An 18,711-nucleotide genomic window follows, 5' to 3' on the forward strand; every position below is an offset into this window, starting at 1 on the left:
TATATACTATTAGAGAAGTCTGTCTATATGAAAAATTGGAAATAAATGTTATTTTTTAAGCGATTTTCCTCTTTTCTACAGAATATTTTTTTAAATTCTCATCTATTTTATCTATTAGGTTGTATGTTTCATACCGTTGCGTGATAGCATCTATTCTGATTGATGCATTAAGTCTTCTATCTCTAGTTGAATCTCGTTTAATTTCAACGTATCCAACTGTATCTCTTCCTCTATACCTCGTATGGCTTGTTTTAACTTGATTAGCTCCTGCCTTTTATCCCATAGTCCCCCTTTTAATAAGGCTTCTTGTATTAATAATTTATCCATTAATCCTCCCTCCTTTTTTAACTAGTGTTAAATGGTGAGTATAGGATAACTCGTTTCTCTTCTCTTTTCAGTACATCGGTTATCCACTTTCAAAAAAAATAGACTATCTATTCAAATAACTTGAATAAATAGCCTATAAATCACTGTTTTTAGAAGAAAGATAGCTATCTCTAGCTTTTTTCTCTTTTACTATATTTCGGCACGTGAGGCGTTCTGTCGTATTTTGAGTCCGTTTAATAAAATAATACCTAACAACGTTCTCTTTAGCTTAGAGACGCTCTGTGGTACCTCAGATAAAAAGATAACTCTAATTTATCCTCTCGTTTATTTGGAATGATTAGGTATGTTCTAAATAAACTATTTTTATATTGTTTCATACCGTTACGTGGTTCATTCATCCAATGTTTAACCTGATTTTTCATGTGCATAAAACAGAGACCTTATACCTTTATATTATATTCTGTTTTATTTATTATTTATCTTCCGTTTTTAAACATAATTAAATTCCGTTTATATAATTATTTTTATTCCGTTTTAAAATAAAAAAACATTCCGTTTGTACTATTATTTTTATTCCGCATATCGTTTTTTGTTTCACACCGTTACGTGATTTATTTTTTACTCACTAATTGTACATTCAATTCCTCTAATTTTTTGATAAGGTTCGTTTGTTGTTTTAATAATGTTTCTTTTTCTTCCGTAAATTTAGTATCCTTATCAAATTCAATTGATTTGATAGAAGAAATATAATGGGTCGTCAATTTTATTTGTTTATCTAAAGAACTGTCATAATAAACAAAATAATTTTTGCCATCTTCTTTCTTCACCATCATCATATTTTCTTCTTTACCATCTTTCACTCTATTAGATAAACCTTGTAGAAGACCTATTCTTGGTTTCTTATCATCAGTATACATAATTTTAGCTAGCTTTTTGTTTTTTGACAGTTCTTCCCACAATTCATCAAACGTGGCTCCTTCTTTAAATATTGTTTTTAAAATAGAGGGTAATGCTTCTCTTAATTGTTGCGTATCACTTACTTTTTTAATTGTTTTAGCCATATTTAAAATCCTTTCTTTCATAATTTTGTCTTAATATAGCTTCGTTTATGGCTTAAGTCAAATGATTATTTATCAGTCAAGAGCAATGTTAATGGTGTAATTCCATGAATATCTGTTAAAATCTCTTCATTGGTTAAACTATTAAGATATGTTTGAGTTGTTTTAATACTTGAGTGTCCAAGTAATCTACTTATTGTATAGAGATTTACACCATTCTTTAATAGTTTTTGAGCATAATAATGTCTTAAAGAATGACATGATTTTCTTTGAACTTCATTTCTTACTCCAATTGCATTACACGCATCTTTAACTATTTTTTCAAGTAGAACATTATTAGTTAGTCTTTTTCCACTTTTTGAAACAAACAAATAATTATCTACCTCTCTATATTTTCTTAAATTATTAAAATAACCTTTTTTTACTCTATTATATTTTTTTAAAGAATAAGATAGGTAAGGACTAATTGGAACCACTCTCTCTTTCCTTCCTTTACCCCAAAACTTGATATAGTCATCATAAATATTATCATTTTTTAAATCTCTAACTTCTTGAGCTCTTAACCCACAATCTGTAAAGATTTCTATAATTAACTTATTTCTTTGCGATAAAAAATCTTTATTTTTTCCGTAAAACTCAATCATATTTATAACTTCATCATCATTGAATGTATTCAACAAAGTGGTCTCTGTTCTTAAATAGGATATATTGCTTATTATATTTTTATCTAAATACCCTTCTACAACGCCATAATTAAATAGTAGTTTTAATGTTTTTAACAATTGATTTATATACGTCGCTTTTTTTGTTTCCTGTAAGTCCAATAAATATTTTTTTACATGTACTTTTTTAATTTTTCTAATGCTTTTTTCATTAAATTCAGTTTCCATATAATTTATAAATATACCAATTTGATAATCATACGAACTAATTGTTTTCTTAGATAGATTCCTAACTTTACAATCTAATAAAAACTCTTCTAAAACATCTTTAATTTCCATAATTCAACTTCCTTTATCTTAATTATTATAAAAGAAAATAAAAAGTTCTGTATTACTAAATAGACGTATTCCTTATTTAACAATACATATCATATCTATAACTAATAAAAATTGGTATACCTCATTTATATAAAAAAAAGACCCTTCAAAAGAAGAGTCTTCATTACGTCCGAACAGTTTTAATTCCATTAGAATAAGCTATATTTAATCGTTAATTATTTGTTTTTTAAGTTGTAGAAAGATTTCAAACCTTTGTATTCAGCAACTTCGCCTAATTGGTCTTCAATACGTAATAATTGGTTGTATTTAGCAATACGGTCAGTACGAGAAAGAGAACCAGTTTTGATTTGTCCAGCGTTTGTTGCAACTGCGATGTCAGCAATTGTTGAATCTTCAGTTTCACCAGAACGGTGAGATACAACAGCTGTAAATCCAGCTTCTTTAGCCATTTCGATAGCATCAAATGTTTCAGTTAATGTACCAATTTGGTTAACTTTGATTAAGATTGAGTTACTTACGCCCATTTCAATACCACGAGAAAGGATTTCAGTGTTTGTAACGAATAAATCGTCACCAACTAATTGAACTTTTTCGCCTAAGCGTTCAGTCAATAGTTTCCAACCATCCCAATCGTTTTCATCCATACCATCTTCAATAGTGATGATTGGGTATTTGTTAACTAATTCTTCTAAGTAATCTACTTGTTCAGCAGCAGTACGTTTTGCAGCACCTTCGCCTTCAAATTTAGTATAGTCATATACGCCATTTTCGTAGAATTCTGATGAAGCACAGTCAAATCCAATCATGATGTCTTTTCCTGGTACAAATCCTGCAGCTTTGATTGCTTCTAAGATTGTTTCAACACCGTCTTCAGTTCCTTCAAAACGAGGTGCAAATCCACCTTCATCACCAACAGAAGTTTCTAATCCACGAGATTTTAAGATTTTAGCTAATGCGTGGAATACTTCAGCACCCCAACGTAAAGCTTCTTTAAATGTAGGAGCTCCTACAGGGACAATCATAAATTCTTGGAATGCGATTGGTGCATCAGAGTGAGAACCACCATTAATGATGTTCATCATTGGAGTAGGTAATACTTTAGTATTAAATCCTCCTAAGTAATGGTATAAAGGTACTTCTAAGTAATCAGCTGCAGCGCGAGCACATGCAATTGACACACCTAAAATAGCGTTAGCTCCTAATTTACCTTTGTTTGGAGTTCCATCTAATTCGATCATACGACGGTCAATAGCCATTTGGTCTCTTACGTCATATCCAATTAATTCTTCTGCGATGATGTTATTTACGTTATCAACAGCTTTTAAAACACCTTTACCTAAATAACGAGATTTATCTCCATCACGTAATTCAACAGCTTCGTGTTCACCAGTTGATGCACCAGAAGGCACCATACCGCGACCAAAAGCACCACTTTCTGTATAAACTTCTACTTCAATAGTTGGGTTACCACGTGAATCTAAGACTTCGCGAGCATAAATATCTGTAATAATTGACATTAACATTTCTCTCCTTTAGGAATATCGTTTTTATAGCTACGGAAGGAATCTTCCATAAACATTGTACCATTTTCACGACTACTTTCAAATAAAAGCACGTGAATTATTTAATTAATGACTCACCTGTCATCTCTTCAGGTTTTTCAATACCTAATAAGTCTAACATTGTAGGAGCCACATCTGCCAAACGGCCACCATCTCTAAGAGTTACGCCAGCTTTTGTCACAATGACAGGAACTGGAACAGTTGTATGAGCTGTATGTGGGTTTCCTTCTGGTGTTGTCATTGTTTCTGAGTTACCATGGTCAGCAAAAATGATTGCTGCGCCACCTTTAGCGATAATCGCATCTACGACTTTACCTAAACATTCATCCACAGCTTCAATTGCTTTGATTGCTGCTTCTAAAATACCTGAATGACCTACCATGTCAGGGTTAGCAAAGTTTAAGATAATCGCATCATGTTTGTCTGCTTTAATATCTGCAAGTAATGCATCTGTGACTTCATAAGCACTCATTTCAGGTTTCAAGTCATATGTTTCAACTTTAGGTGAGTTGATTAAAATACGACTTTCACCTGGAAATTCTTCGTTACGTCCACCATTCATGAAGAATGTTACATGAGGGTATTTTTCAGTTTCAGCAATTCTTAATTGTTTTAAGCCTGCATCTGATAATACTTCCCCTATCACATTTTTCATTTCAATTGGTGGAAATGCTACTTCTGCTACAATGCTTGGATTATATAAAGTCATTGTCACAAATTTAACATTTTCAGGATGATTTTTACGTTCAAAGTGTTTCCACTCTTTATCAGTGAAAGCATTTGATAATTGAATCGCACGATCTGGTCTAAAGTTAAAGAAAATAACAGAGTCATTGTCTTTTACTTGTCCGACTGGTTTGCCGTTTTCTTCAATCACAACTGGCACTAAGAACTCATCATTTACTTTATTGTCATAAGATTCTTGGATAGCTTGTAATGGATCAGTCGCTTTCACGCCGATACCATCAACAATTGCTTCATAAGCTTTTGCTACACGTTCCCAACGTTTATCTCTATCCATTGCATAGAAACGTCCAGACACTGTCGCAACTTTTCCGTAATCTAATTCTTTCATCACTTTAAGCAATTCTTCCATATAGCCATAAGCTGAAGTTGGTGCTACGTCACGACCATCTAAGAAAGCATGTACGTAAGTTTCTTTTACGCCGCTATCTTTTGCCATTTTTAAAAGGGCATATAAATGGTTTTGATGACTATGAACCCCACCATCAGATAATAGACCAAATAAATGAAGCGCAGAATCATTGTCTAACGCATGTTGAATCCCGTTATTTAGGGCAACATTTGTTTGAAACTCTTTGTCTTCGATTGCTTTGTCGATACGAGTTAAACTTTGATAAACTATACGGCCCGCACCAATATTAGTGTGTCCAACTTCAGAGTTTCCCATTTGACCATCAGGTAATCCTACATCTAAACCAGATGCTTTTAGTGTGTTGTGAGGATAGTTATTCCAATAACGATCAAAGTTAGGTGTGTTCGCTTGTGCAACAGCATTACCTGTAACTTCATCACGTTTACCATAACCATCTAATATAATAATTGCTACTGGTGCTTTTTCCATATTAGTTTAATGCCTCCAATAATGCCAAGAATGAATCAGGTTGTAAGCTTGCGCCACCTACAAGTGCGCCGTCAACGTTTTCTTTAGCCATGTATTCAGCGATATTTTCAGGTTTAACTGATCCACCATATTGAATACGAACTTTTCCAGCTACGTCATCTGAATAAAGATCTGCCACTGTTTGACGAACAACGCCACAGATATCATCGGCGATCGTTGCGTCAGCAGATTTACCAGTTCCAATAGCCCAGATTGGTTCATAAGCAATAACTAAGTTAGATACTTGGTCCGCTGTTAACCCTTCTAATGCTGCTGTAATTTGTCCTTTAATCCATTCAGCAGTTTTACCTGCTTCATAAGTTTCTAAAGATTCACCACAACATACGATTGGTGTCATGTTGTGTGCGATGATTGCTTTTGCTTTTTTATTGATATCTTCGTCTGTTTCGTGGAAATACTCACGACGTTCAGAGTGACCAATAATCACATAGTCAACACCTAAATCTTCTAGAGCTGCTGGAGATGTTTCACCAGTAAATGCTCCATTGTCTTCAAAGTAACAGTTTTGTGCAGCAATTTTTAAATCAGTTCCTTTAGCAATATCAACTAAATCTGTTAAGAATAAAGTTGGTGCGCCAATAACTGAATCCACCACATCGTTACTTGGAATTTTATTTTTTACTGCTTCAGCGAACTCACGTGCTTCTGAAACAGTTTTATTCATTTTCCAGTTTCCTGCAATAATTGGTTTACGCATGTTCTCGACTCCTTATTAGTCTTATTTATCTGAAATAGATTCTACACCTGGTAATTTTTTACCTTCAAGGTATTCAAGTGATGCTCCACCACCTGTTGAGATATGTGTAAATTTATCAGCAAAACCTAATTGGATTGCAGCAGCAGCTGAATCTCCACCACCAATAATAGTAGTAGCATCTTTTAAGTTTGCGATAGCTTCACAGACACCAATTGTCCCTTTAGCAAATGTAGGTAATTCAAAGACTCCCATTGGACCATTCCATACAACTGTTTTAGCACCTTGTAATTCTTTAGTGAATAATTTAATTGTTTTTGGACCAATATCTAATCCTTCTAAGTTATCTGGAATATTATTTTCATGAATTTCAGTTGGCGCATCATTATCGAAGTCTGCTGCACAGACTGTATCCACTGGTAAAATAATTTTTCCAGCTGCTTTTTCAAGTAATTCTTTAGCTAAATCAACTTTATCTGGTTCACAAATTGATTTCCCGATATTTTTGCCTTGAGCTTTGTAGAATGTATAAGTCATCCCACCACCAATTAAAATTTTATCAGCTTTCTCAATTAAATTTTCGATAACACCAATTTTATCAGACACTTTTGCTCCACCTAAAATAGCCACAAATGGACGTTTAGGTTCATCAACAGCGCCACCGATAAATTTGATTTCTTTTTCCATTAAGTAACCTGCAGCTGAAGGTAAGTTAGATGCAATACCAACATTTGAAGCATGAGCTCTATGAGCTGTACCAAATGCATCATTTACATAAACATCACCTAAAGAAGCCCAGTATTTACCTAATTCTGGATCATTTTTGCTTTCTTTTTTACCATCAATATCTTCAAAGCGAGTGTTTTCAACAACCAACACATCTCCATCTTTCATTTCACTGATAGCTTTTTCAAGTTCAGCTCCACGTGTTTGGGGAACGAAAGAAACTGGTTTGTCTAGTAATTCTGATAGGCGAGCAGCAACTGGTTGTAATGATTTGCCTTCTTTATCCTCTTCAGTTTTTACACGACCTAAATGAGAGAAAAGAATTGCTTTTCCACCATGTTCAATAACATAATTAATTGTTGGTAAAGCAGCAATTATACGGTTATCATTTGTAATTTCTCCATCTTTAATAGGGACATTAAAATCAACACGTATTAAGACTTTTTTACCATTTAATTCTAAATCTTCAACTGTTCTTTTTGCCATGCTTGTTGACGCCTCCTTATGAATTAACAAAAAAAGCGAGAAAGCGCGATAGCTTCCCCGCTTCGATAATCTTGATAGGGTGTATTAAATTAAGCTAATGATGCAAAGTATTGTAAAGTACGAACTAATTGAGCAGTGTATGACATTTCGTTATCATACCAAGAAACAGTTTTAACTAATTGTTTGTCGCCAACTGTCATTACTTTAGTTTGAGTTGCATCAAATAATGATCCGTAAGTCATACCAACGATATCAGAAGATACGATTGGGTCGATTGTGTAACCGTAAGATTCGTTAGCAGCTTTTTCCATTGCTTCGTTAACTTCTTCAACAGTAACTTGTTTGTCTAAAACTGTTACTAATTCAGTTAAAGAACCAGTTGCAACAGGAACACGTTGAGCAGCTCCGTCTAATTTTCCATTTAATTCTGGAATAACTAAACCAATTGCTTTAGCAGCACCAGTTGTATTAGGTACGATGTTTTCAGCAGCTGCACGAGCACGACGGAAATCACCTTTTGGATGTGGTCCATCTAATGTCATTTGGTCACCAGTGTATGCGTGAATTGTTGTCATTAATCCTTCAACAATACCAAAGTTTTTGTTTAAAGCGTCTGCCATTGGAGCAAGACAGTTTGTTGTACATGAAGCTCCAGAAATAACTGTTTCTTTACCAGTTAAGATTTCATGGTTAGTGTTATAAACGATTGTTGGAACGTCATTTCCACCAGGAGCAGAGATAACAACACGTTTAGCACCAGCTTGTAAATGTAATTCTGCTTTTTCTTTAGATGTAAAGAATCCAGTACATTCTAAAACGATGTCTACGCCTAATTCTCCCCATGGTAATTCAGCTGGGTTAGCGTTAGCAGTTACTTTAACTTCTTTTCCGTTTACTTTGAAAAATCCATCATGAACTTCAACGTCACCATTGAAACGTCCTTGAGTTGTATCATATTTTAATAAATGAGCTAACATTTGTGCATCTGTCAAGTCATTGATTGCTACAACTTCTAATCCTTCAACTTCTTGAATACGGCGGAATGCTAAGCGTCCGATACGTCCAAAACCATTAATACCTACTTTAACTGTCATGTGAGATTTCCTCCTTTAGAAAATCGAAAAAATTTATTTATTTTAAAGAGTCTCCTCTTTTAAAATCTGTTTTGCTGCTCCCTCATCTGTGAGTAACCACGTCTGCTTAGGGGCATTTTTGATGTATGCCTCTATTGCCTTAGCTTTTGTTTTACCACCTGCTACAGCAATAACATACGGTATTTTTTGAAGATCTTTCATTTGAAGACCGATTCGAGGTATTTTATAGACGACCTCTCCGTCTTTATCAAAGAAATACCCGAATGACTCAGCAACAGCTCCATTGTTAGAAAGCATTGCTAAATCACTTGCACTCATATTACGACGTTTTGCCATATGCAGTGCTCGTCCAATACTGTGAATCACAACATTTGATCTAGATATCAACTCTAATACTCGTTGGACGGTAGGCTCGTGAAGTAATAACTCATATGTTTCCGAACTAACTTGCTCTGGAACATACAATACTTTAAACTCACCACCAGTTTGTTCTGCCATTGTGGCACTTATTGAATTAGCTTGAGTTTGAATGGTTTCACCAATTCCTCCTCTTGCTGGAACAAAAATATTATGTCTTTCTGGTGTCTCTAATTTGTACATGCATCGACTAACTGTTGCCATTGTTGTCCCACCCATAACGGCAATAATATTTTCACCATCAGGTAAACGTGTTGAAAGAATATCAGAGATAACCTCGCCAAACTTTTCTAACACTTTGCTTTCAGCATCACTATCGCCAGGCGTAATCAAACACCTCTCAATACCAAGCTTACTTGCTAATTTTTTTTCAAGGACGCGATTGCCCGTTTGCTCTGCCATGACTATTTCTAAATCACTATAAAGACTTAATCCTTTTTCACTAAGCGACATTCCAATTTTAGACACATCAATCAAATTCAATTGTTTTAATACTTCTGTTTCACTTCGAAGTATTCGTTCAGTTAAATTTACCTTTTCAGATAATTTTCTACGTCCAACTGGTTGATTCCAATAAATGTTTCGCATAATACGAAATCGTTGTTCAATCACTTGAATCATGTCAGGAGCAATCTGTTCAATAATATCAAAATCATTGCTCATAGATAATACTCCTCAACTCAAGGGACAATTTCAGTCCAACATAGACTTTTTTTGACCCACGTATTGTATTTTGATAGGGTTGAGTCAAAATAACTTTTATTTTGTCCAACCCTTACACGCTTATAATAACAAGTCTTGGTGAATAATACAAGTCTGATACTCAAACTTTCTCTTAATTATCAAATCTTTTTCGCATAGAAGATGACTGAATTCCTAATTCCTCACGGTATTTAGCGACTGTTCTTCGAGAAATTTGAATATTTTTTTCTTTTAATAAATCAACAATTTTTTGATCAGATAATGGTTTGGCTTTATTTTCTTCTTTAATAATTATTTCAATTAACTGTTTAACATTATTTGTACCAATCACTTCGTTTGAATTTTTTTGTTCTAATCCTGTTGAAAAAAAACTTCTTAGTTCAAATACACCAAAATCTGTTGTTAAATATTTTCCATTAACAGCTCGACTAATAGTTGATTCATGAAGCGATAGTTCCTCTGCCACACTTTTCAACTTCATGGGAGTAAGTGGGTGGTCAGATTCTATAAAGAACGCTGATTGTTTTTTAACAATTTCTTCTCCTACTCGTAAAATTGTATTTCCACGTTGCTCCAATGATTTTTTTAACCATTCAAATTCACTTTTTTTATCATTTAAATATTTTTTGACTTCGTCTCCACCTTGATGAGACATTTTTTCAAAATACGTTGTTTGAAAGCTAATATTTGGCTTTCCTACTTTAGTAGATACAATAGAAATGGAATTATCTGTTCTATCTACTTTGACTTCTAAATCTGGGTAAATAATATTATCTTCGTCTGAATGAAACAGTGATCCTGGATTTGGATGTAATTTTTGAATATAGTCAAAAATTTCTTGAATCTCCACTAATGAAATCCCTAACTTTTTTTCAATCTTTTGCCATTTTCTATTGGCTAATTCATCAAAATATTCTTCCAATACTAAGTAAGCTTGGTTAGGAGCATTGTCATCTCTTTCTATTTGTAACATAAGACATTCTTGTAGATTTCTAGCACCAACACCAGCGGGTTCAAGCATCTGAATAAGTGTCAATGCATCTAGCACTTCTATATAAGTCACTTGCTTTAACTTCATCGCTTCCTCTATTGAAATTGTTAAATACCCATTTGTATCAATAAACTCAACAAGAAATAAACTAAGACTTCTCAACGCTGTATCTCGATAATTCAAATGGATTTGTTCAATCAAATAATGGAACAATGATTGGGTCGTTTCTGGAATTTGATTTATCCAATCCGTTTTTCTATCACTTTTTGACACATCATAATCTTTAGGCACTAAGTATTGATCATCCATCTCGAAAACGGATACATCAATCAGCGGATTCTCTAACATTTTGTCATTTAAAAAAGAAAGTAAGTCTTCTGTACCATACTGCAGTATCTTAATGGATTGTTGTAATTGTTGGGTCATGGCTAATTTTTGAGTCTGAACTTGGCTTTGACCCTGTCTAACATGTTGCGACATTTTCATCAGCTTTTCCTCCTTTTCATCTTGCTATTTATGTTTTTTTTGGTAAACTAATAAAAGTAGATGCGCCCTTAGTGTAGTGGATATCACGCAAGATTCCGGTTCTTGAGACGGGGGTTCGATTCCCTTAGGGCGTGTTACTTTCTTTTTAAAAGAAGTATATCATATTTTATCATACTATTTTGAAGGACGTAGGTCCTTTTTATTTACTTTTTATTCTTTTGACCTTTTTTGACTAAAATGACGCTAAATTCTAGGTAGAATAAAAAGAATATGTTAAAATATGGCTAGTAGCGTTACTATTAGGAGGAATTTATATGAATTTAATACCAACAGTTATCGAACAATCTGCTAGAGGGGAACGTGCCTATGATATTTATTCACGTTTACTTAAAGATCGTATCATTATGTTAAGTGGCCCTATTGACGATAACGTTGCAAATAGTGTCATTGCACAATTATTATTTTTAGATGCCCAAGATCCTGAAAAAGATATTTATCTTTACATCAACTCGCCAGGTGGAAGTGTTTCAGCAGGTCTTGCCATTTATGACACAATGAATTTCGTTAAGTCTGATATTCAAACTATCGTATTAGGTATGGCTGCATCAATGGGAAGTTTCTTATTATCATCTGGAACAAAAGGAAAACGATTTGCTTTACCAAATGCTGAAATTATGATTCATCAGCCGCTTGGAGGAGCACAAGGTCAAGCAACAGAAATTGAAATTGCAGCTCGCCATATTCTGAATACAAGAGAAAGACTAAATAAAATTTTAGCTGAAAATACTGGTCAACCAATTGAAATTATCGAACAAGATACTGATCGAGATAATTTCATGTCAGCTGAAGATGCTAAAAAATATGGCCTCATTGATGAAGTAATGGTAAACAGTGCCGCTTTAAAATAAGGAGATGAATCCTACCTATGACACAAATCGACACATCAAAAGTCACCACTACAAACGGAATAAAGATTGGGCAAAAGGAAGCACCATATACATTAATTGAATTTGTTAATCTTCGTTGTCCGTACTGCCGTCAATGGTGGAATGAAAAGTTAGACTTAATAACAGATGAGGTATCTAAACATAATCTTCATTATGTCATCAAACTTTTTAATAAAACATCGCCTAGTCTAATACTGGGTAACGTTATGCATCAGTACGTCCCAATGGATGAACGAGCTCTTGAGATTATTACAAAGATATATGATACTCAAAATGAGTGGGGTCGTTTATATTCTGCTGAAGAGGTAACTCATTTTGCTGAAGAAACTTTAGGACTTGTAAAGCAATCAAATGATGTAGTGTTAGATAGTATTGTAAAAGAAGCAGAACAAGCCTCTATTCGTTTTGTTCCTACTTTAATTATGGGCGATATTGATTTTGACCAAAAGATTTCAAATGATGATTTTTTAGCGTTATTCAATTAAAAAAAACGTATCAAGCACGAGTCATCTAACTCTACGCTTGATACGTTTTTTTATTCTATTATATTTTTGATTCAATTAATTAGTCGTTTCTTCTGTCACATAAGGAATAGACACATAAAAAGCTGTTCCTAAATCTACATGACTTTTTACATTTATCGTACCATGATAATTTTCGATTAATTGTTGTGCAATAGACAGCCCTAATCCATTACCACCAGTATGACGAGCTCTTGCTTTATCTACCCGGTAAAATCGATTAAATACTTTTTCAATCTCCTCTTCTGAAATACCTTCACCAAAATCCTGAATCATCACATCAACCGATTGATAAGACTTCGATGCTGAAATAATCACTTCTTTTCTATCTCTAGAATACTTTACGGCATTGTCCATTAAAATAATTAAAATTTGTTCAAAGTGATTACGATACATTTTAATTTCAACCGAGTGATCTAAATCATCGTCATCTAAATTAAATACAAAATCTGGATACAACATTTGAAAGTTACTAACCGTTGTTTGAATGGTTTCTTTTGCCCTACATGTTTCATTTTTATAATGAAAGTCCGATTGTTCTGCACGAGATAAATCAAGCATCTCTTGAACCAAGCTTTTCATACGTGTGATTTCTTGCAACGAAGCACTTAAAGATTCTTCTAACACTTCTGGATCATCTTTTCCCCAACGATTCAATAAATTCATATGCCCTTCAATGACCGCAACAGGCGTTCTCAGCTCATGCGATACATCTTCAACAAACTGTTGCTGTTGGGTAATAAAACGCTCCATACGCTCAATCATGTCGTTAAATGCCATAGCTAGATCATAAATCTCATCATTTGATTTAGGAACAGGCATTCTAAGACCTGTTTTATGAGCTGTTTCAATATTATTTAATGTTTTTACCATTTTTCTTAAAGGACTTGTAAAGTAAGTTGATAAGAGAAAACTCACAATGACACTAACAAGTAATCCACATATACCTATCATAATTAAATTCTGTAATAGTTCTTTTCTAAACTTATAATAAAATCCTAAGTCATAAAAACCTTGTGCGTAACCAATCAGCTTACCAGTTTGATCAGAATGAACTGGTTTTAATAGAACTAATCCAGTCACATACTCATAAGTTTTTATAACCGTTTCTGATTGTGATTCTTTATCAAATGGAACAAAGCGATTTTTTGTTTCAAAAACCAAATCACCCTCAACGTTGTATACTTTTAAATCCATTTCAGGTCTAGATAGTTCTGACATAAAACTATTTAAATTCATCATACTGGATTCTAGTGTATTAACACCATAGTAACTGTCTCCCACATATTCGCCAGTTGATTCTTTTAAATAAAAAACAGAGCTATTAAAACTTAGCGATTCTACTCCTCTTGATAAACGAGTGGTAACTTCAGATAACGTTCGATTAAACGTCACCTCTTCTTGTTCGACCATTAATCGTGTACTAATTTGATAAGAGATAATGGCAAAAAGCGTAAACAAAATAGAGATGACCAACGATGTTAGTATCGTCCATTTTAATGTGATAGATTTCCAAGAAAATTTTTGAGGCCAATTCATCTTACTTTTAAATTGATTCATCACGATCTCATTACATACCCAGTTCCACGAACCGTTTGGATATAACTATCTTCTCCTGGAACATCAATTTTATTACGTAAATAACGAATATACACATCAACAACATTTGTTTCAACTTCTATTTCATAGCCCCATACTTTATTTAATAGTACATCTCTAGAAAGCACGACATTAACATTTTCCATCAAAATAAGTAATAACTCATATTCACGTTTAGTTAACTCAATAATTTCATCACCACGGCGAACTACGCGATTTTCCTTTTCAATGGTTAAATTCCGATAAGATAAAGTCGTTTGTTTCGCGACATTTTTATCTCCCTCAATATCAATTCGGCGAAGTAATGCACGTAATCGTGCGAGCAGTTCTTCAATAGCAAACGGTTTTACAATATAATCATCTGCTCCATGGTCTAAACCAGACACACGATCAATCACTGAATCTCTTGCTGTCATCATAATAATAGGCGTATTTTTTACTTGACGAATACGACGACACACCTCTAAACCATTTAATTCAGGTAACATTAAATCAAGTAGAATCGCATCCCACTCTTGTGATAATGCTGCTTCTAAACCAGTACGACCATTATAATGGACCTCTGTCTCATATTTTTCATGCTTTAACTCTAACTCTACAAAACGAGCCAAGTTTTTTTCATCTTCAATAATTAATATTTTATTTGACATAAATACACATGCCTTTCTCATTAAACTAATAGATTTCTTCACAGTCTTAATTATTATAACGATATTTTAATTAAAAATCTATTATAATTATTTCAAAAATTTACTTAAAGTCTTATCTTTACAGGATAGACGGGTCTTATTATAATTTAATTTAACAAAATTAATATGTTAATTGAACTAGAAATCAAATAAAAAAGAGGATTGTCATAGACAACCTCTTTGTTTTTCACTCGAAAACAAATTGATTTTGATATAATTCTGCATAAAATCCTTTTTGAGCTATTAAAGAATCATGTGTACCCGATTCAATGATTTCTCCTTGATTTAATACCACGATAAAATCTGCATCAAGAATTGTCTTTAAGCGATGAGCAATGACAAAACTTGTTCTACCACTAATAATTGTTTCCATTGCTTGTTGAATACGACTTTCTGTCACAGTATCAACATTACTTGTTGCCTCATCTAATATTAATAAATCTGGATTGGTAATAATTGTTCTAGCAATACTGATTAATTGCTTCTGACCAACACTGAAAATACTATTTTCATCACTAACAATTGTATTATATCCATCTTCAAGTGATACAATGAAATCATGAATATTCGCTTGCTTAGCAGCTGAAACAACTTCTTCATCTGTCGCATCTGGCTTTCCAAAAACAATATTTTCACGAATTGTTCCAGAAAAAAGAATAGAATCCTGTAATACAATCCCAATATGAGAACGCAAACTATCTAACGTCACAGCTCTAATATCTCTACCATCAATCGTGATATTACCTGAATTGACATCATAAAATCGATTTAATAAATTCATGACAGTTGTTTTACCAGAACCTGTTGGGCCAACTAAAGCGACCATTTGTCCTTTTTTGGCTTCAATCGAAATATCTTTTAATATAGGTCGATCCTCTTCATAAGAAAAATCAACATGAGACAGCGTGACGTTCTTCTCTAATCCTGTTAATTTTTCTAAATTTTTATCATCTGGTTCATCTGGTTGAGCAAAGACTTGATTCAATCGTTTCGCTCCTGTAAAAGCTAATTGTAGCATACTAAATTGAGATGATATTTGTGTTAGTGGCATATAAAATTGTTGTGAATACTGGATGAATGTGACAATCAAACCCAAACCTGCTGCTTTTTCAATACTCCCACTATTCACTAACCATCCACCGGCAAAAATAACAATCGCAGTGTTTAATAAAGAAATACCTTGCATCGTTGGAAACAGTAACCCTGAATAAACTTGACCTTTAAAGGTTGCTTCCTTCACTTCATTATTCACTTTTTCAAATCCTTCAATGGTTTCTTCTTCTAGTCCGTTTGTGATAATCACTTTTTGACCAGAAATTTTTTCGTCAATGTAGCCATTCAAACGCCCGATACTTTCTTGTTGAATTCCAACTTTTTTCTCGGCTTGTTTAATAATAACCATCGCAAAAATAATGGCAATAGGAGACATGGCTAGTGTAACCCATGACATTGTCACATTTTCACGAAACATCATAAATGTCACACCAATTAGCATGGATACATTGGTTAATACTTGAATCAACGCTTGGTTCATTGTGTTTGAAATATTATCCAAATCACTCGTAAAACGACTCAATATATCCCCATGCTGATGTGTATCAAAAAAACGAATAGTCATCGTTTGTAGTTTTCTAAATAAGCCAATTCTCATTTTATTTGTAGACTGTCCAGTTACTCGTGACATTAAAATGTTTTGGATAAACATGGAAATAGCATTTAATACATACAATCCAACCAATAACTTGATCACACTAGTAAAAGGTGATTTATCAGCATGTCCAACAGATAGGTACGCTCCAGCATACTTGGCTAATTCTTCAATTGCTTTACCAGTATACTGTGGTGCTTTTACTTGCAAGTAAGTCGAGAAAATGATGGCGACAATAATAATAAAAAATTTCACTTTATACACTTTTAGATAATTCCAAAAGAAACTCAATACACTTGGATTTTCCTTAGTCAAATTCCTCGACCTCCTTTGATTTTTGCGTCTCATAAATTTCTTGGTACACAACACTGGTTTTTAATAACTCTTGATGCGTTCCTTTGGCAACTAGTTTTCCTTCATCTAGCACTAAAATAGTATCAGCTTGCACAACAGATGAAATTTTTTGAGCAATGATAAAAACAGTCGTGTCGTTTAATTCATTAGCTAACGCTTCTTTTACGAGTTTTTCACTTTTAGCATCTAGTGCACTGGTGCTGTCGTCTAAAATCAAGACTTTAGGATCACCAATTACTCCTCTAGAAATCGACAAACGTTGTTTCTGACCACCTGAAAAATTTGAGCCTCGTTCTTCCACGCGACTATCAAATCCATCCATTTGTCGTTCAATAAATTCATACGCTTGAGCGATTGACGAAGCACGGTATAACTCTTTTTCATCAGCATTCTTTGCCCCGTGACGAATATTATCTCCTATTGTTCCAGAAAATAAAATAGCACGTTGCAACACAATTGCGATGGATTTTCTTAACTCTTCTTTACTAACGTCTTTAAGATTTGCCCCACCAACATCAATGACACCGTTTGTTGGATCATACATTCTGGCAATCAGTTGTGCGAGTGTTGATTTTCCAGAACCTGTTGCGCCAACAACCCCAACTGACATGCCATTATCCACATGAAACGATACATTTTTTAACGTAGGTGAATCGTCTCCTGCATAAGTAAAGCTTACATCATCAAAAACAACTGACCCTGATTGAATGGGCGTTGATTCATTTTCAGGTAAGTAAGTCAAAGTTGGTTTTGTTTCCAATATGTCGTTTAATCGTTTAATGGATACCATCCCACGACTTGCCATCATCAACATCATTCCACCTATAATGATACTCATCATGATTTGCATTAAATAATTCATAAAGGATACCACGGCACTAATTGCCTCAATATCTGTTTTAGCAATATTCGCTGTAAAATAAATCGACATCACAATCGCTAAGTTTGAAATTAACATAAAACTTGGAATCATAATGGAAAATAAATTTCCAACAGATATGGTGTGTTTGGTTAATTTTTCTGATACGGCTGAAAACTTGTTAATTTGATTTTTTTCTTGTACAAAAGACTTAACCACTCTCATTCCTGCTAAGTTCTCTTTTGCTATCCCGTTACTTTTTTCAAGATAATGTTGGATTTTAGCAAAATGTTTTCCCATCATGCTAAACACAATCATAACCGTCAATACCACTAATACAACAAGTAAAATAATCACCCACCATAATTTAGGTAGAGTCATCATAGCTAAAATAAAACTTCCTATAAACATAATAGGAATTCTAAAGATACTTTGAAACATCATCATAACGACATTTTGAATTTGAGTAATGTCATTGGTTAAACGAATAACCAAATTACTCGTAGAAAATGTTTCAATATTTTCAAATGAGAACTCTTGTACTTTTTTAAACCCATCTGAACGAATATCAGATGCAACTTCTTGAGAGAGTCTTGCTGAAAAAATCGTATTAAGTATCCCGGCAACTAGACCAAGTAGCGCGACAATAATCAACATTGTTCCAACTTTTTTTAACTCCCCTTGATCTTCAGTCATAATTGAATTCATTATTTTCTGTAATAATTTTGGTTGCCACAATTGCGATGCCACCATGATTACAGTCATAAATAAAGACAATCCGACAAGAGATTTATTTTGTTTTAATTTCGTTATTAAAATCCCCATATTGTCCCTCCTCTTTACTTTCAGAACTTATCATACATCAATAAAAAGATGACAGCTACTATTATGTTTTATTTACTGCC

The 18,711-nt window shown here is 33.6% G+C and carries 16 protein-coding genes and 1 tRNA gene; 3 read left to right on the plus strand and 14 right to left on the minus strand.

Features of this window, described 5'->3' with window-relative positions; genetic code table 11:
* Window positions 1-150 precede the first annotated feature (150 nt).
* From MN581_RS02515 to rpoN, 10 genes are all read right to left on the minus strand, one after another.
* On the minus strand, window positions 151-327 hold the full coding sequence (locus MN581_RS02515) for a hypothetical protein (protein WP_241699134.1): 177 nt from the start codon (window positions 325-327) through the stop codon (window positions 151-153).
* A gap of 611 nt (window positions 328-938) precedes the next feature.
* Window positions 939-1,388 carry a hypothetical protein gene (locus tag MN581_RS02520; protein WP_241699135.1) on the minus strand — a complete coding sequence of 150 codons (450 nt, stop codon included), beginning with the start codon at window positions 1,386-1,388 and terminating at the stop codon, window positions 939-941.
* Between the two features lie 65 nt (window positions 1,389-1,453).
* On the minus strand, window positions 1,454-2,386 hold the full coding sequence (locus tag MN581_RS02525; protein WP_241699136.1) for a tyrosine-type recombinase/integrase: 933 nt from the start codon (window positions 2,384-2,386) through the stop codon (window positions 1,454-1,456).
* Between the two features lie 215 nt (window positions 2,387-2,601).
* Window positions 2,602-3,903 carry a surface-displayed alpha-enolase gene (gene eno / locus MN581_RS02530; protein WP_125956685.1) on the minus strand — a complete coding sequence of 434 codons (1,302 nt, stop codon included), beginning with the start codon at window positions 3,901-3,903 and terminating at the stop codon, window positions 2,602-2,604.
* Window positions 3,904-4,006: 103 nt separating this feature from the next.
* Window positions 4,007-5,533, minus strand: coding sequence for a 2,3-bisphosphoglycerate-independent phosphoglycerate mutase (gpmI, locus tag MN581_RS02535; RefSeq protein ID WP_241699137.1), 1,527 nt, complete (start codon window positions 5,531-5,533; stop codon window positions 4,007-4,009).
* Between the two features lies 1 nt (window position 5,534).
* On the minus strand, window positions 5,535-6,290 hold the full coding sequence (gene tpiA, locus MN581_RS02540) for a triose-phosphate isomerase (protein ID WP_117972953.1): 756 nt from the start codon (window positions 6,288-6,290) through the stop codon (window positions 5,535-5,537).
* A gap of 21 nt (window positions 6,291-6,311) precedes the next feature.
* A complete protein-coding gene (locus MN581_RS02545) occupies window positions 6,312-7,499 on the minus strand; it encodes a phosphoglycerate kinase (protein ID WP_241699138.1) in 1,188 nt (395 codons plus the stop codon).
* Between the two features lie 89 nt (window positions 7,500-7,588).
* Complete coding sequence (gene gap / locus MN581_RS02550) at window positions 7,589-8,593, minus strand: type I glyceraldehyde-3-phosphate dehydrogenase (protein WP_079348009.1); 1,005 nt, start codon at window positions 8,591-8,593, stop codon at window positions 7,589-7,591.
* Between the two features lie 42 nt (window positions 8,594-8,635).
* Window positions 8,636-9,673 (minus strand): sugar-binding domain-containing protein, encoded by a 1,038-nt coding sequence (locus tag MN581_RS02555; RefSeq protein ID WP_117972955.1) that lies wholly within the window; start codon window positions 9,671-9,673, stop codon window positions 8,636-8,638.
* A 172-nt stretch (window positions 9,674-9,845) separates the two neighbouring features.
* Window positions 9,846-11,189 (minus strand): RNA polymerase factor sigma-54, encoded by a 1,344-nt coding sequence (rpoN, locus tag MN581_RS02560; RefSeq protein WP_117972956.1) that lies wholly within the window; start codon window positions 11,187-11,189, stop codon window positions 9,846-9,848.
* A gap of 62 nt (window positions 11,190-11,251) precedes the next feature.
* Between rpoN and MN581_RS02565 the strand changes: the two genes are divergently transcribed.
* From MN581_RS02565 to MN581_RS02575, 3 genes are all read left to right on the plus strand, one after another.
* Window positions 11,252-11,323: transfer RNA gene (locus MN581_RS02565), tRNA-Arg, on the plus strand.
* A 180-nt stretch (window positions 11,324-11,503) separates the two neighbouring features.
* Entirely contained in the window at window positions 11,504-12,097 is a 594-nt protein-coding gene (clpP, locus tag MN581_RS02570) for an ATP-dependent Clp endopeptidase proteolytic subunit ClpP (protein ID WP_117972957.1), read from the plus strand.
* A 17-nt stretch (window positions 12,098-12,114) separates the two neighbouring features.
* Window positions 12,115-12,621: a thioredoxin domain-containing protein gene (locus MN581_RS02575; RefSeq protein WP_117972958.1), complete on the plus strand. Its 507-nt coding sequence runs from the start codon at window positions 12,115-12,117 to the stop codon at window positions 12,619-12,621.
* Between the two features lie 75 nt (window positions 12,622-12,696).
* Here the strand turns inward: MN581_RS02575 and MN581_RS02580 are convergent, their stop codons facing one another.
* The 4 genes from MN581_RS02580 to MN581_RS02595 all read right to left on the minus strand — a co-directional run bounded on the left by MN581_RS02580 (window position 12,697) and on the right by MN581_RS02595 (window position 18,631).
* Window positions 12,697-14,217 carry a HAMP domain-containing histidine kinase gene (locus tag MN581_RS02580; RefSeq protein WP_241699139.1) on the minus strand — a complete coding sequence of 507 codons (1,521 nt, stop codon included), beginning with the start codon at window positions 14,215-14,217 and terminating at the stop codon, window positions 12,697-12,699.
* Window positions 14,217-14,906, minus strand: coding sequence for a response regulator transcription factor (locus MN581_RS02585; RefSeq protein WP_117972960.1), 690 nt, complete (start codon window positions 14,904-14,906; stop codon window positions 14,217-14,219). Before MN581_RS02585 ends, MN581_RS02580 begins: the two co-directional genes overlap by 1 nt.
* 226 nt (window positions 14,907-15,132) lie before the next feature.
* The gene (locus tag MN581_RS02590; protein WP_277756521.1) at window positions 15,133-16,908 is read right to left on the minus strand and encodes an ABC transporter ATP-binding protein; all 1,776 of its coding nucleotides are present in this window, start codon (window positions 16,906-16,908) and stop codon (window positions 15,133-15,135) included.
* Window positions 16,901-18,631: an ABC transporter ATP-binding protein gene (locus MN581_RS02595; protein WP_117972962.1), complete on the minus strand. Its 1,731-nt coding sequence runs from the start codon at window positions 18,629-18,631 to the stop codon at window positions 16,901-16,903. The genes MN581_RS02590 and MN581_RS02595 overlap by 8 nt, the downstream gene beginning before the upstream one ends.
* Window positions 18,632-18,711: the final 80 nt, after the last annotated feature.

Origin of the sequence: Vagococcus sp. CY53-2 (assembly GCF_022604695.1) — a bacterium.
In the GTDB taxonomy this organism is placed as follows: Bacteria; Bacillota; Bacilli; order Lactobacillales; family Vagococcaceae; genus Vagococcus.

Bases quoted from the DNA above. Each gene is read 5' to 3' on its own strand.
- gpmI (WP_241699137.1), bottom strand. From the start codon at position 5,533: ATGGAAAAAGCACCAGTAGCAATTATTATATTAGATGGTTATGGTAAA.
- MN581_RS02525 (WP_241699136.1), bottom strand. From the start codon at position 2,386: ATGGAAATTAAAGATGTTTTAGAAGAGTTTTTATTAGATTGTAAAGTT.
- MN581_RS02595 (WP_117972962.1), bottom strand. From the start codon at position 18,631: ATGGGGATTTTAATAACGAAATTAAAACAAAATAAATCTCTTGTCGGA.
- rpoN (WP_117972956.1), bottom strand. From the start codon at position 11,189: ATGAAAATGTCGCAACATGTTAGACAGGGTCAAAGCCAAGTTCAGACT.
- clpP (WP_117972957.1), top strand. From the start codon at position 11,504: ATGAATTTAATACCAACAGTTATCGAACAATCTGCTAGAGGGGAACGT.
- MN581_RS02575 (WP_117972958.1), top strand. From the start codon at position 12,115: ATGACACAAATCGACACATCAAAAGTCACCACTACAAACGGAATAAAG.
- MN581_RS02585 (WP_117972960.1), bottom strand. From the start codon at position 14,906: ATGTCAAATAAAATATTAATTATTGAAGATGAAAAAAACTTGGCTCGT.
- tpiA (WP_117972953.1), bottom strand. From the start codon at position 6,290: ATGCGTAAACCAATTATTGCAGGAAACTGGAAAATGAATAAAACTGTT.
- MN581_RS02515 (WP_241699134.1), bottom strand. From the start codon at position 327: ATGGATAAATTATTAATACAAGAAGCCTTATTAAAAGGGGGACTATGG.
- MN581_RS02580 (WP_241699139.1), bottom strand. From the start codon at position 14,217: ATGAATCAATTTAAAAGTAAGATGAATTGGCCTCAAAAATTTTCTTGG.
- MN581_RS02545 (WP_241699138.1), bottom strand. From the start codon at position 7,499: ATGGCAAAAAGAACAGTTGAAGATTTAGAATTAAATGGTAAAAAAGTC.
- MN581_RS02520 (WP_241699135.1), bottom strand. From the start codon at position 1,388: ATGGCTAAAACAATTAAAAAAGTAAGTGATACGCAACAATTAAGAGAA.
- MN581_RS02555 (WP_117972955.1), bottom strand. From the start codon at position 9,673: ATGAGCAATGATTTTGATATTATTGAACAGATTGCTCCTGACATGATT.
- eno (WP_125956685.1), bottom strand. From the start codon at position 3,903: ATGTCAATTATTACAGATATTTATGCTCGCGAAGTCTTAGATTCACGT.
- gap (WP_079348009.1), bottom strand. From the start codon at position 8,593: ATGACAGTTAAAGTAGGTATTAATGGTTTTGGACGTATCGGACGCTTA.